The following is a 13017-nucleotide window of genomic DNA, read 5'->3' as shown; positions in this document are numbered from 1 at the left end:
ATGCTCAAAAACCGCTTCGCGCGCACGGCGCGTGCTGCCGTGCGGACCGCCGCGATCGCTTGCGCGCTTGGCGGCGCCGCGCTGCTGGCAAGCTGCGGCAAGCAGCCGCCGGCGTTCCAGAATCTCGACATCACCGGCAATACTCAATTCGGGAGCGACTTCGCGCTGCCCGACACGTCCGGCAAGATCCGCACAATGGCGGATTACAAAGGCAAGGTCGTGGTGCTGTTCTTCGGCTACACGCATTGCCCGGATGTCTGCCCGACGACGATGGCCGAACTCTCGCAAGCGCTACAGCAACTCGGCCCGGAAGACGCGAAGCGCGTACAGGTGCTTTTCGTCACCGTCGATCCCGAGCGCGACACACCCGCCTTGCTCGCGCAATATGTGCCGGCGTTCAACCCGACGTTCGTCGGCTTGCGTCCGGCCGATCAGGCGCAACTCACCAAGGTCACGAAAGACTTCCGCATCTACTATGCGAAAGTGCCGGGCAAGACGCCGGACAGCTACACGATGGATCACACGGCGGCGAGCTATGTACTTGACACGAACGGCAAACTGCGTCTGTTCGCGCGCGACGGCCAGGGCGCGGCGCCCTGGGTGCACGACATCAAGCTGCTGCTCGACTGACGCTTCGATACATGGGGCGCGCCTATCAGCCGCGCGCCCCGTTCTCAAATCCCTTCTTCGCTGCCGTTTTCAAGCCGGAACCGGCAAATTCAACCCCGCCGCGAGGCGCGTCGTCTTGAACTCCGTCACTTCATAACGCGCGAGATGTTGCTGCGCGAACGGGTCGCTCGCGAGAATCTCGTCCAGCTTATCGCGCTCGATGCGCACCGCCAGAATGATGCCGCCGTCGCGCGGCATCTTCGGCCCGGCGGCCACGAATACGCCTGCATCGAAGTGCTTCGTCAGAAACGCGCGGTGCGCTTCGAGCGCGTCGTCGATACGTTCGAGCGGTGCGGTGTAGATGAGATCGATGACGTACATAAGTGTTCTCGCAGGCAATTGAATGAATCGAATGGACCGCTCGGATTCGCGGCCACCTGGCCCTCGATTATCGGTCAGCCGCGGGTTTCTTGCGTACGGCCGACTCGCCTCGCGGCCTTTCTGCCAGCCATCGGGCCCCTTACGGTTTTCTCAAGTTGAGCGTCCGCCATGCCGATATAACCGTGGCAATCGTTTGCCGCCGGTATTGGCGTGCGCGGCACTCAAAACGAAATCACACGAGAGAGACCTCAATGAGCAGGATGAGTTTGAATCGCAAACTATGGCTGTCGCTCGCGCTCGTATGGCTGGGGCTGCTCGGCGTCGGCTTGTGGAGCGCGATCGAAACGCGCGGCACGATGCTGGCCGAGCGCAAGGCGGGCATGGCGAACCTCGTCGAAGCGGCGCAGGGCGTCGTGAACGGCTACTACGCGCTTTCGCAGAACGGCAAGATGAGCGAGGCCGATGCCCAGCGCGAGGCGCTCGCCCGCCTTGCGACGATGCGCTACGGCGAGTCCGGCTATCTGTTCGTGATGGATTCGAAGCCGGTCGTGCTGATGCATCCGACGCTGCCGCAAATGACCGGCAAGCCGGTGGGCGACTTCAAGGACCCGGACGGCAAGTTGTTGTACGTGGCGATCGTCGATGCCGCCAAGGCCAGCGGCCGCGGCTTCGCGCAATATCGCGGACGTCTGCCGCACAGTGAAACGGCGGTGCCGAAAGTCAGCTATGTGGTGCGTTTCGCGCCGTGGGACTGGAACATCACGAGCGGCGTGTTCATCAAGGACATCGACACCGTCTACTATCAGACGCTGCTGGGACACCTCGCCGTCGTGCTGGTGATCGGCGCGCTCATCTCGCTGGGGATGGTGCTCATCATCCGCAACGTGCGCGCCAGTCTCGGCGGCGAACCGGAACAGGCGGCGCGGCTCGCGGCGAATATCGCGCAGGGCGATCTGACGCAAGCCGTCGCGGTTCGTCCGCATGACAAGACCAGCATGATGGCCGCGATGCATGAAATGCAGAGCCGATTGCAGCGGACCATCGGCGAAATTCGCGGTTCGGCGGAATCGATCGCGTCCGCGACGCAGCAGATTGCAGCCGGCAACGGCGATCTGTCCCAGCGCACCGAGCAGCAGGCGGCCTCGCTGCAGGAAACCGCCGCGAGCATGGAAGAGTTGACCGCGACGGTCAAGCAGAACGCCGACAACGCGCGCCAGGCGAGCGGCCTCGCGCATAACGCGTCCGAGATCGCGACGCGCGGCAACGACGTGGTGAGCCGCGTCATCGACACGATGGGCGAGATCAACGAGAGCTCGCGGCAGATCGCCGACATCATCGGCGTGATCGAGGGCATTGCTTTTCAGACCAACATTCTGGCGTTGAACGCGGCGGTGGAAGCCGCGCGCGCGGGCGAGCAAGGCCGCGGCTTCGCGGTCGTCGCGGGCGAGGTGCGCAGCCTCGCGCAGCGCTCGGGAACGGCGGCCAAGGAGATCAAGCAGTTGATCGGCGCGTCGGTCGAACGCGTGCACAACGGTTCGACGCTCGTGCAGCAAGCCGGCGCGACGATGGGCGAAATCCTGCAAGCGGTGCAACGTGTGACCGACATCATGGGCGAGATCGCGGCGGCGTCCGAGGAACAGAGCGGCGGCATTTCGCAGGTCGGCCGCGCCGTCACGCAAATGGACGAAGTGACGCAGCAGAATGCGGCGCTGGTCGAGCAGGCCGCAGCCGCGGCGGCTTCGTTGCAGGATCAGGCGAGGCGTCTGCGCGACACCGTGAGTGCATTTCGCGTGAACGGCGCGGATGCCGCGGCCGAGCGCCCGGCTGCCGTGGCAGCGCGCAGAGTGACGGCGGTGGTGCAGGCGGGCCCGAAGCGCGAAGCGGGCGCAACGGGGCGGATGCAGTCGGCCGCGCGTGCCGAGCCGCAGTCGGCCGCGCGTGCCGAGCCGCAGTCGGTTGCGCTGAAGCTTTCCGCGCCTGTCGCATCGGCCACGCCCGCTGCAAGCACAAAGCCGGCGCCGACGCGCCCGGTCGCCGCGGACGCGAAGCCGGTCGCTTCGGACGACGACTGGACCGCGTTCTAGCCAGCCTCGCCGCATTGCAGGCATGTGAGCGCGCGAACCTCTCGTGCGCTCACCAGGCCCGTAGCCGGCCACGGAGGCTCGACCGCTTGTCGCGCCGTCGCCCGCAAGCAAAGCCGCGCACGTTCCTGTCTTGCGCGTAAACGCGCATACCTATATGCGATCGTGATATTTCCCATCTCGCCGGGCCTATGAGAGCATTTACGGTCCAGTTGGCGGCGCTGTAATCAATCACGCAGAGCAACGCGAAGCATCGCTGAGCAACGCCGCCCGCTTCCACCCGAATCTGACATCGATCAGAAAAAGCGAGAACTACATGCAGCGCAGAAACATACTCAAGGCCCTCTCGGCAGTCGTCGCCGGCGCGGCGATCGTCACCAGCTTCGGCGCGCACGCCGACGACAAAGCCATCAAGGTCGGCACCATCGGCGGCTCGGATGCGCAAATCTGGGAAGTCGTCACGAAGGTGGCGAAGCGCGAAGGGCTGAACGTGAAGGTCGTCGAATTCAACGATTACGTGCAGCCGAACGCCGCGCTCGACGCGGGCGACCTCGACGCGAACAGTTTCCAGCACCAGCCCTACCTCGATAGCCAGATCAAGCAGCGCGGCTACAAGATCGTCAACGTCGGCCTGACGTATATCTCGCCGCTCGGCATCTACTCGAAGAAGCTGAAGTCGCTGAAGGATCTGCCGCAAGGCGCGAAGGTCGCGGTGCCGAACGATCCGTCGAACGAGAACCGCGCGCTGCTGTTGTTGCAGGCGCAAGGCGTGATCAAGCTCAAGGCCGGCGCGGGCGCGAACGGCAATAACGCGACCGCGCTCGACGTCGCCGACAATCCGAAGAAGATCAAGCTCGTCGAACTCGACGCCGCGCAACTGCCGCGCTCGCTGTCGGACGTCGACGCCGCCGCGATCAACACCAACTTCGCGCTGGCCGCCGGATTGCAGCCGACCAGGGACGCCATCGCGCTCGAGGACATTCACAGCCCGTATGCGAATCTGATCGCCGTGCGCGCACAGGACAAGGACAAGCCGTGGGTCAAGAAGCTGGTCGCGGCTTACCAGTCGGAAGACGTGCGCCAGTTCATCAAGACGCAGTTCAAGGGTTCGGTGGTGCCGTCGTTCTAAGCGGCTGCGTTCAAGCGAGTGCGAGTGAAAGGGGAACCGGCAGCTCCTTCACTCGCATGCGGGCCAGCCCCGCCCCGCGCCTACAACTCGCGCTCCCACCTCTCAACCGTCAGATCCTTCCCGAAGCGCCGCTCCGCCGCCGTGCCCGCGAGCGTGAAGCCGGCGCGCTCGCATAGCCGGCGCGGGTCCGCAAGCGTGCTCGCGGTGGTCAGCGTGAGCTTCGTGTAACCCGCGCGCCCGGCGAAGCGCAGGCATTCGCTGAGCAACTGCGTGCCGATGCCGAGACGCCGCGCGTCCGGTTCCACCCACAACAGCCGCACGCCCGCCACCGTCGTTGAGACGCCGACGATGCACACCGAGCCGACCACGATGCCTTCCTGATCGGCGACCCAGCACATCTCGCGCACCGGATCGTTGCGTTGCGTGTAATCGGCGACGACGCGTGCGAGCAGTCCTTCGAACGATTGGTCCCAGCCGTATTGCGCGGCGAACCATTGCGCTTGCCGATGCACGAGCCAGCCGCATTCGCCGACGCGCGGCTGCCGAAGCTCGACCGGTCCAGCGAGTTGCTTGCCGCGGAGCAGCCGCTCGATCAGCTTCATCGCAGCGATGAGATCTTGCTGGGCGCGCGGCGCGAGGCCGCCCAGTACCCCGGACACTTCTTCGATCGCCGCCGCATCGAGCGGCGCGTAAGCCGCTTGGCCGTTGTCGGTGAGCGCGATCAGCGACTGCCGCGCATCCGAGTCGGACGGGCGCCGCGTGATCAGATTGCGTCGCTCGAAGCTGGTCAGCAGACGGCTCAGATAACCGCTGTCGAGCCCGAGCGCGCGGCCGAGCGCCGACGCTGTCTGCGCATGTCCGCGGGAGAGTTCGTGCAGGACTCGCACTTCCGTAAGCGAGAAGGCGCTTCTTGCCAGATGCTCATGCAATGCGCCGATGTGCTGGGTATAGAAGCGGTTGAAATGGCGGACGGCCTGAGCGCGTCGCAGCGCCTCGGAATCTGTCAATGCTGCTCCCGGGGGGATTTTTTATGGGCTGGGTACACAACACTATATTTGAAGGCATTCCATTAAAAAAGCCGCTTGGGCGGCGGCGCGGCAAGTGGTATCAAAAAGGTATGGATCATGGTCATCTCGCCCGGCTTGTAGGAGCCCAGTATGGATCGCGTTTTTCGGGTTTCACCTCCCGCGTGCGGGTAAATCCTGGTGCCGGAAAAGCATCGTCAAAGGCGCTGTAATGCCCGGCTGACGCTTATCCGGCAAGGCTTTGACACAGGCCGTGGCAGCATGGAACCAGTCGATTGACTGGTATTATGTTGGTTATATAATGGGCTCTCTTTTTCGTAGGCCGGACTCTTCCACGCACACCGCCGGAGCCCCATGGAAACTCGCTGGTCCGCACTCATGCCTGACGCCCGCAACGTCACGCCGCTCTATTTGCAGCTGGCGCGCAATCTTGCGACGGCGATTCATTGCGGCGTGTGGTCGGCGGGCGAGGCGCTGCCGTCGGAGCGCACCCTCTCCGACGCGATCGGCGTGTCGCGCATCACCGCGCGCAAGGCGATCGAGTTGCTGGTCGAGCAGGGTTTGATCCGGCGCGCGCGGGGCGCGGGCAGCTTCATCACGCCGCGCGTCGAAGATCCGCTGTCGCGGCTCACCGGCTTCACGAAGAAGATGCAGCAGCGCGGTTTCCGCCCGGATTCGGTGTGGCTCGAGCGCGATATCCGCGCCGCCAATCGCGACGAACTGGTGCACCTCGGGCTCTCGCCGGGCGCCGCCGTGGCGAGCTTGCGGCGGCTGCGGCGCGCGGACGGCATCGTCATGGCGGTCGAGCATTCTGCGCTGCCGGCCGCTGTCGTGCCCGACCCGCACGCGATCGGCGTGTCGCTTTACAGCTATCTGGAACAACGGGGCGCTGCCGTCGTGCGCGCCTTGCAGCACTTTCGCGCGGTCAACGCATCGAGCGAGATCGCATCGTTAATGGACATCGAACCGCGCTCGGCGCTGCTGGTCATTACGCGTGTCGGATATAGCGCGGACCAGCGCGCGATCGAACTGACCGACACCTATTGCCGCGACGATTACTACGATTTCGTCGCTGAATTGCGCACCTGAAAAGTCGCTTTGACGCATGGCGGCCTGCCGCCGTCGACAACGCAGGCGAACGCCATTCAGTCGCACCTGTATCGCGCCTCACCAGAGAGACTCATGCTGACCGGAAACATACTCACCACCGATGGGTGGATTCACGGCACGCTCGAATACGAAAACGGCCGCATCACGGCGCTGACGGGCGAGCGTGTCGATCCGTCGACAAACGACGCGCCCTACATCCTGCCCGGCTTCATCGATCTGCACGTGCATGGCGGCGGCGGCGCCGACGTGATGGAAGCCGGCGACGCGATCGAAACGATCGCGCGCACGCATGCGCGCCATGGCACGACGAGCCTGCTCGCCACCACGATGACCGCGCCGCGCGACGAACTGATGAGCGTCGTCGCGGGCTTGGGCCACAACGCAAAGATACGCACGCCGGGTGGCTCGCGGGTGCTCGGCGTGCATCTGGAGGGGCCGTACATCAACCCCGGCAAGCTCGGCGCGCAGCCCGACGCCGCCGTTTCGGCGGTGATGGACGAGGTGCTGAAGTATCTGTCGATCGCGCCGATTCGCGTCGTGACGCTGGCGCCGGAGATCGCCGGCCACATGGAAATCATCTCGGAGATGGCGGCGCGCGGCGTGCGCGTGCAGCTCGGCCATTCGCTCGGCACCTACGACGACGCCGTCGCCGCGCTCAAGCACGGCGCGTGCGGCTTCACGCATCTGTTCAACGCCATGTCGCCGCTGCATCACCGCAATCCCGGCATCGTCGGCGCGGCGCTCGCGCACGCCGAATTCGCCGAAATCATTCCCGACTTGCTGCACGTTCATCCGGGCGCGATCCGCGCCGCGTTGCGCGCGATTCCGCGTCTCTACGTGGTGACGGACAGCACCTCGGCCACCGGCATGCCCGACGGCGAATACCGCCTCGGCAGCCAGCACGTAACGAAGTGCCTCGGCGGCGTGCGTCTCGCCGACGGCACGCTCGCCGGCAGCACGCTGACGATGGATCAGGCGCTGCGCAATCTCGTCTCGATCGGCTTGCCGATCGCCGATGTATCAAACCGTTTGTCGCGCTACGCCGCCGACTATCTCGGCATCGAAGACCGCGGCCGCATCGTGCGCGGCGCGTGGGCCGACCTGGTCGTGTTCGATCGTGAACTGGCGTTGACCGCGACTTACGTCGAAGGAGAAGCAATTGTCGAATATGCTTAAAGAGGCGCTGGCGTCCGCTGAAACGGTCGCCGCGCAACTCACGGACACCGCGCGCGTGGCGGTGTTGGCGGCGAAGCTCGCGCAGCAGCCGCGCCATGTCGCGCTGACGGTCGCACGCGGCAGCTCGGATCATGCCGCGAGCTACTTCGCCAGCCTGACGATGAGCCGCCTCGGCGTGCCGGTCGCCTCGCTGCCGATGTCGGTCGCCACGTTGCAACAGGCGCCGCTACAGGTGCGCGACCAGCTTGCGCTCGCGTTCTCGCAATCGGGCAAGAGCCCCGATCTGATCGGCACCATGCAAGCATTGCGCCGCGCCGGCGCGTTGACGGTGGCCGCGGTGAACGCGCCGGGTTCGCCGCTGGCCGACGCGTGCGAATTCCACTTGCCTCTGCTGGCCGGCCCGGAATTGAGCGTCGCGGCCACCAAGAGCTACATCGCGATGCTGTCGATTTCCGCGCAACTGGTCGCGCATTGGCAGAAAGACGCGGCGCTGCTCGGCGCGTTGAACACGCTGCCCGATGCGCTGCAAGCGGCCGGCAAGCTCGACTGGTCGAAAGCCGTGGACGAATTGCGCGGCATCGAGCGCATGATCGTGATCGGCCGGGGTCTCGGTCTCGCGATCGCGCAGGAAGCCGCGCTGAAGTTGAAGGAAACCTCCGGCATTCAGGCCGAAGCGTTTTCGAGCGCGGAAGTGCGCCACGGTCCGATGGAACTGATCGACCGCGATTACCCGCTGCTGGTGTTCGCACCGCGTGGACCCGAACAGGCCGGCCTTCTGCAACTCGCGCGCGACATGCAGGCGCGCGGCGCGCGCGTGCTGCTCGCGGCGCCGGCCGACGTGCCGGAAGCGAGCTTGCCGCTCGCCGCCACCGCGCATGCGGCGCTCGATCCGATCGCCGCGATCCTTTCCTTTTATGTGATGGCCGCCGGCCTTGCCGCCGCGCGCGGGCGCAATCCTGACGCGCCGCGCCATCTCAACAAAGTCACCGAAACTCACTGACGAGAAAATCAGATGCGACGTGTCGAGGAGTCCCGCTTGAAGAGCCATTCTGAAGGCCATATTGTTTTGCTCGCGCCGATGACCGGTCCGGTCGTGCCGCTCGCGAACGTGCCCGACCCTGTGTTTTCGGGCGGCATGTTTGGCGACGGCATCGGTGTCGATCCGCTCGAGGGCCGACTCGTCGCGCCGTGCGACGGCATCGTCACCCACCTTGCGCGCACCGGTCACGCGTTGACGCTGGCCACCGCGGAAGGCGCGGAAATTCTGCTGCACATCGGTATCGACACGGTCGAGCTGAGCGGCAAGGGCTTTACGCCGATGGTCGAGCAAGGCGCACATGTGCGCACCGGCGACGTCCTGATCGAGTTCGATCAGGACCAGATCGCGCTGAATGCGCCGAGCCTTGTGTCGGTGATCGCGATTGCCAATTCCGACGCGTTCGAGATCGTCGAGCGTGTGCAAGGCGGCATGCTGAAAGCCGGCGAAACGCCGCTGCTGGTGCTGCGCGCACGCGGCGGCGCGGCGGCCCATGCGTCGCGCGAGGCAAGTGCGACGAACGTCACCGAGGAAGCGCGTCAGCAGGTCACGCTGGCCCACGCCGGCGGCCTGCATGCGCGGCCCGCCGCGCGTGCCCGTGAAGCGGCGCGCGGTTTCGACGCGCGCGTCGAGGTGCGTTACGAGGGGCGCAAGGCGTCGATCGAAAGCGTGGTCGGCCTGCTTGGGCTGGGCGCGGGTGAAGGCGCGACGGTCGAGTTGCTGGGCGTCGGTCCGCAAGCCCTGGCCGCGGTCGATGCAATCGCCCGCGAATTGACGCGCGAAGCGCACGGCGACGTGGAGGAAAAACCGGCGCGCGCCAGCTCGCCGCCGCCGCAAGCGGTGGCGCGCGCGGCGGACGAAGTGCTTGCGCCGAATACGCTCGCGGGCGTGTGCGCGGCGCCGGGCGTCGCGGTCGGCAAGCTGGTGCGCTGGGACGATGCGGACATCGATCCGCCGGAGACGGCGACCGGCACGTCCGCCGCGGAGAGCCGTCTGCTGGACAAGGCGATTGCCACCGTCGATGCCGATCTCGGCACCACCGTGCGCGACGCCTCACGACGCGGCGCGCATGGCGAAGCGGGCATTTTCGCGGTGCACCGTGTGCTGCTCGAAGACCCGACGCTGCTCGACGCGGCGCGCGATCTGATCAGCCTCGGCAAGAGCGCGGGTTTCGCATGGCGCGAGGCGATCCGTGCGCAGATCCGCATCCTGACGAACATCGAGGACGCGTTGCTCGCCGAACGTGCCGCCGATCTGCGCGACATCGAAAAGCGCGTGCTGCGCGCGCTGGGTTATACGAACGCCGCAGCGCGCACGCTGCCCGACGAAGCCGTGCTGGCGGCCGAGGAATTCACGCCGTCCGATTTGTCTTCGCTGGATCGCTCGCGTGTCACCGCGCTCGTGATGGCGCGCGGCGGCGCGACCTCGCATGCGGCGATTCTCGCGCGCCAGGCGGGCATTCCCGCACTGGTGGCCGTTGGCGACGCGCTGCACGCGATTCCCGAGGGCACGCAAGTGGTGGTGGACGCCAGCACCGGCCGGCTCGAATTCGCGCCGACCGAACTCGACGTCGAACGCGCGCGGCTGGAGCGCACGCGTCTGGCAGGCGTGCGCGAAGCGAACCGCCGCACTTCGCAGCAGGCCGCGGTGACGTCCGATGGCCGTGCGATCGAAGTGGCCGCGAACATCGCCACGCTCGACGACGCCAAAACCGCCGTCGACAACGGCGCCGATTCCGTCGGCCTGCTGCGCACCGAATTGCTGTTCATCCATCGCTCGGCGGCGCCGACCACGGATGAGCATCGCCAAAGCTACCAGGCCATCGTCGACGCCTTGAACGGCCGCACCGCGATCATCCGCACGCTGGACGTGGGCGCGGACAAGGAAGTCGATTACCTGACGCTGCCGCCCGAACCGAATCCGGCACTCGGCCTGCGCGGCATCCGCCTCGCGCAAGTGCGCCCCGATCTGCTCGACGATCAGTTGCGCGGTCTGCTGGCGGTGCAGCCGCTCGGCGCGGTGCGGATTCTGCTGCCGATGGTGACCGACGTCGGCGAGTTGATCCGCATCCGCAAACGGATCGATGAGTTCGCCCGCGAGTCGGGCCGCACCGAGCCGATCGAAGTCGGCGTGATGATCGAAGTGCCGTCGGCGGCTTTGCTTGCCGATCAGCTTGCGCGGCACGCGGATTTTCTGTCGATCGGCACCAACGATCTGACGCAATACACGCTGGCGATGGACCGCTGCCAGGCCGATCTCGCCGCCCAGGCCGACGGCCTGCATCCGGCGGTGTTGCGCCTGATTTCGGCGACCGTGCAAGGCGCGAGCAAGCATGGCAAATGGGTCGGCGTATGCGGCGCACTGGCGGGCGATCCGCTGGCGATGCCGCTGCTCGTCGGTCTCGGCGTGACCGAGCTTTCGGTGGATCCGGTGTCGGTGCCGGGCATCAAGGCGCGCGTGCGCAACCTCGATTATCAACTGTGCCGTCAGCGCGCGCAGGATGCACTCGCGCTCGAATCGGCCCAGGCGGTAAGGGCAGCAAGTCGCGAAACCTGGCCTTTGGACTGAACCCACGCAGTCCGCGGCCGGCTTCGCTCGATCAACCACGTATAGCGACGAAACTCAACGACGACAGTCGACAACGACAGTCCACAACGAGACAAGGATTGGAGATATCAATGGATGGGAATCCGTTTCTGAAGATTCAGCGCCTGGGACGCGCGCTGATGCTGCCGATCGCGGTGCTGCCGGTTGCCGGCCTGCTGCTGCGCCTGGGCCAGCCCGATGTGTTCAACATCAAGATGATCGCCGACGCCGGCGGCGCGATCTTCGACAACCTGCCGCTGCTGTTCGCGATCGGCGTGGCGGTCGGTTTCGCGAAAGACAACAACGGCGTGGCGGGTCTCGCGGGCGCGATCGGTTATCTGATCGAAGTCGCGGTAATGAAGGACATCAACGACAAGCTCAACATGGGCGTGTTGTCCGGGATCGTGGCGGGTATCGTCGCGGGCTTGCTGTACAACAAATACAAGGACATCAAGCTGCCCGACTACCTCGCGTTCTTCGGAGGGAAACGCTTCGTGCCGATTGTCACGGGGGTGGCCTGTCTCGCGCTCGGGATTGTGTTCGGCTATGTGTGGCAGCCGGTGCAAGCCGTGATCGACACGGCCGGCCACTGGCTGACCACCGCGGGCGCGTTCGGCGCGTTCGTGTTCGGCGTGCTGAACCGCCTGCTGCTGGTCACGGGCTTGCATCACATTCTGAATTCGCTCACGTGGTTCGTGTTCGGCACCTTCACGCCGCCGGGTGGCGCCGCGGTGACGGGCGACCTGCATCGCTTCTTCGCGGGCGACCCGAGCGCGGGCACGTTCATGACGGGCTTCTTCCCGGTCATGATGTTCGGTCTGCCGGCCGCGTGCCTCGCGATGTTCCATGAAGCGCCGAAGGAGCGCCGCGCGGTGGTCGGCGGGCTGCTGTTCTCGATGTCGCTCACCTCGTTCCTGACGGGCGTGACCGAGCCGATCGAGTTCAGCTTCATGTTCCTCGCACCGTTGCTGTATGCGATCCACGCGCTGTTGACCGGCGTCGCGCTTGCTGTTTGCTCGGCGCTCGGCATACACCTCGGCTTCACGTTTTCCGCCGGCGCGATCGACTACGTGCTGAACTACGGCCTCTCGACGAGGGGCTGGTGGGCGATTCCGATCGGTCTCGTGTACTCGGTGTTGTACTACGGGCTGTTCCGTTTCTTCATCCGCAAGTTCAACATGGCGACGCCGGGCCGCGAACCCGCTGCCGCCGATGAACAGGTCGAATCGTTTGCCGCCGGCGGCTTCGTTTCGCCGGTAGCCGGCGCAGCCGTGCCGCGCGCGCAGCGTTATATCGCGGCGCTGGGCGGCGCGTCGAATCTGTCGGTGGTGGATGCCTGCACGACGCGTCTGCGTCTGTCGGTGGTCGACTCGGACAAGGTCTCCGAAAACGAACTGAAGACGATCGGCGCGCGCGGCGTGCTCAAGCGCGGCGCGACCAACGTGCAGGTGATCATCGGACCGGAAGCGGACATTATTGCGGACGAGATCCGCACGGTAATCGCGCAGGGCGGCGGCGAAGCGAAGGCGGTTACTGTGTCCGCTGTTGCGCCTGCCGCGGCTTCCGCGACTGCCGCCGCGAGCGCTCAAGGCGGTCCGCTCGATCCTGACCCGCAGCGTTGGCTCGCCGTATTCGGCGGCGCGGGCAACGTGCTGTCGCTGGATGCCGTCGCGGCGACGCGTCTGCGTATCGTCGTGCGCGATCCGTCGGCGGTGGATCGTCAGCGCCTCGCCACGCTCGATACGGCGTGGGTGTCGGCGGACACGTTTCATATCGTGGTCGGCGAGTCGGCGCAGCGCTATGCCGCGCAACTGGCGACGCGTCTGTCGCCCACGAGCGGCGGCGCGACGCCTTTGCCGGCTTGATGTCGTGTGATGCAGCGGC

11 protein-coding genes are annotated in these 13017 nt (G+C 66.0%); 9 read left to right on the top strand and 2 right to left on the bottom strand.

Translation table 11 applies throughout. The features are described 5' to 3' along the window. Positions 1-630: an SCO family protein gene (locus ACTJLC_RS14330; protein ID WP_310131544.1), complete on the top strand. Its 630-nt coding sequence runs from the start codon at positions 1-3 to the stop codon at positions 628-630. A gap of 69 nt (positions 631-699) precedes the next feature. On the opposite strand, the gene ACTJLC_RS14325 is transcribed toward ACTJLC_RS14330, so the two are convergent. Further along, positions 700-990 (bottom strand): YciI family protein, encoded by a 291-nt coding sequence (locus ACTJLC_RS14325; RefSeq protein ID WP_310131542.1) that lies wholly within the window; start codon positions 988-990, stop codon positions 700-702. A gap of 251 nt (positions 991-1241) precedes the next feature. On the opposite strand from ACTJLC_RS14325, the gene ACTJLC_RS14320 reads away from it, so the two are divergent. Next, on the top strand, positions 1242-3074 hold the full coding sequence (locus tag ACTJLC_RS14320) for a methyl-accepting chemotaxis protein (RefSeq protein WP_440844292.1): 1833 nt from the start codon (positions 1242-1244) through the stop codon (positions 3072-3074). Between the two features lie 313 nt (positions 3075-3387). Beyond that, positions 3388-4200, top strand: a complete 813-nt coding sequence (locus tag ACTJLC_RS14315; RefSeq protein WP_310119255.1) for a MetQ/NlpA family ABC transporter substrate-binding protein — start codon at positions 3388-3390, stop codon at positions 4198-4200. A gap of 80 nt (positions 4201-4280) precedes the next feature. Here the strand turns inward: ACTJLC_RS14315 and ACTJLC_RS14310 are convergent, their stop codons facing one another. Further along, positions 4281-5207 carry a bifunctional helix-turn-helix transcriptional regulator/GNAT family N-acetyltransferase gene (locus ACTJLC_RS14310; protein WP_073429386.1) on the bottom strand — a complete coding sequence of 309 codons (927 nt, stop codon included), beginning with the start codon at positions 5205-5207 and terminating at the stop codon, positions 4281-4283. Between ACTJLC_RS14310 and ACTJLC_RS14305 the strand changes: the two genes are divergently transcribed. From ACTJLC_RS14305 to nagE, 6 genes are all read left to right on the top strand, one after another. Beyond that, a complete protein-coding gene (locus ACTJLC_RS14305; RefSeq protein ID WP_310131537.1) occupies positions 5207-5437 on the top strand; it encodes a hypothetical protein in 231 nt (76 codons plus the stop codon). The genes ACTJLC_RS14310 and ACTJLC_RS14305 overlap by 1 nt on opposite strands. 142 nt (positions 5438-5579) lie before the next feature. Beyond that, the gene (locus ACTJLC_RS14300; RefSeq protein ID WP_073429387.1) at positions 5580-6314 is read left to right on the top strand and encodes a GntR family transcriptional regulator; all 735 of its coding nucleotides are present in this window, start codon (positions 5580-5582) and stop codon (positions 6312-6314) included. A gap of 93 nt (positions 6315-6407) precedes the next feature. After that, complete coding sequence (nagA, locus tag ACTJLC_RS14295) at positions 6408-7511, top strand: N-acetylglucosamine-6-phosphate deacetylase (protein WP_083084731.1); 1104 nt, start codon at positions 6408-6410, stop codon at positions 7509-7511. Further along, entirely contained in the window at positions 7504-8511 is a 1008-nt protein-coding gene (locus ACTJLC_RS14290) for an SIS domain-containing protein (protein WP_073429388.1), read from the top strand. The genes nagA and ACTJLC_RS14290 overlap by 8 nt, the downstream gene beginning before the upstream one ends. 12 nt (positions 8512-8523) lie before the next feature. Next, positions 8524-11115: a phosphoenolpyruvate--protein phosphotransferase gene (gene ptsP / locus ACTJLC_RS14285; RefSeq protein ID WP_440844288.1), complete on the top strand. Its 2592-nt coding sequence runs from the start codon at positions 8524-8526 to the stop codon at positions 11113-11115. Positions 11116-11225: 110 nt separating this feature from the next. Then, complete coding sequence (gene nagE, locus ACTJLC_RS14280) at positions 11226-12998, top strand: N-acetylglucosamine-specific PTS transporter subunit IIBC (protein WP_440844286.1); 1773 nt, start codon at positions 11226-11228, stop codon at positions 12996-12998. Positions 12999-13017: the final 19 nt, after the last annotated feature.

It is taken from the genome of Paraburkholderia sp. 22099 (assembly GCF_052045835.1).
Lineage (GTDB): Bacteria > Pseudomonadota > Gammaproteobacteria > Burkholderiales > Burkholderiaceae > Paraburkholderia > Paraburkholderia terricola.
Note: the sequence above shows the minus strand (reverse complement) of the source record. Positions and strands in the feature narration are given on the sequence as shown.

Bases quoted from the DNA above. Each gene is read 5' to 3' on its own strand.
- ACTJLC_RS14330 (WP_310131544.1), top strand. From the start codon at position 1: ATGCTCAAAAACCGCTTCGCGCGCACGGCGCGTGCTGCCGTGCGGACC.
- ACTJLC_RS14325 (WP_310131542.1), bottom strand. From the start codon at position 990: ATGTACGTCATCGATCTCATCTACACCGCACCGCTCGAACGTATCGAC.
- ACTJLC_RS14320 (WP_440844292.1), top strand. From the start codon at position 1,242: ATGAGCAGGATGAGTTTGAATCGCAAACTATGGCTGTCGCTCGCGCTC.
- ACTJLC_RS14315 (WP_310119255.1), top strand. From the start codon at position 3,388: ATGCAGCGCAGAAACATACTCAAGGCCCTCTCGGCAGTCGTCGCCGGC.
- ACTJLC_RS14305 (WP_310131537.1), top strand. From the start codon at position 5,207: ATGCTGCTCCCGGGGGGATTTTTTATGGGCTGGGTACACAACACTATA.
- ACTJLC_RS14300 (WP_073429387.1), top strand. From the start codon at position 5,580: ATGGAAACTCGCTGGTCCGCACTCATGCCTGACGCCCGCAACGTCACG.
- nagA (WP_083084731.1), top strand. From the start codon at position 6,408: ATGCTGACCGGAAACATACTCACCACCGATGGGTGGATTCACGGCACG.
- ACTJLC_RS14290 (WP_073429388.1), top strand. From the start codon at position 7,504: ATGCTTAAAGAGGCGCTGGCGTCCGCTGAAACGGTCGCCGCGCAACTC.
- ptsP (WP_440844288.1), top strand. From the start codon at position 8,524: ATGCGACGTGTCGAGGAGTCCCGCTTGAAGAGCCATTCTGAAGGCCAT.
- nagE (WP_440844286.1), top strand. From the start codon at position 11,226: ATGGATGGGAATCCGTTTCTGAAGATTCAGCGCCTGGGACGCGCGCTG.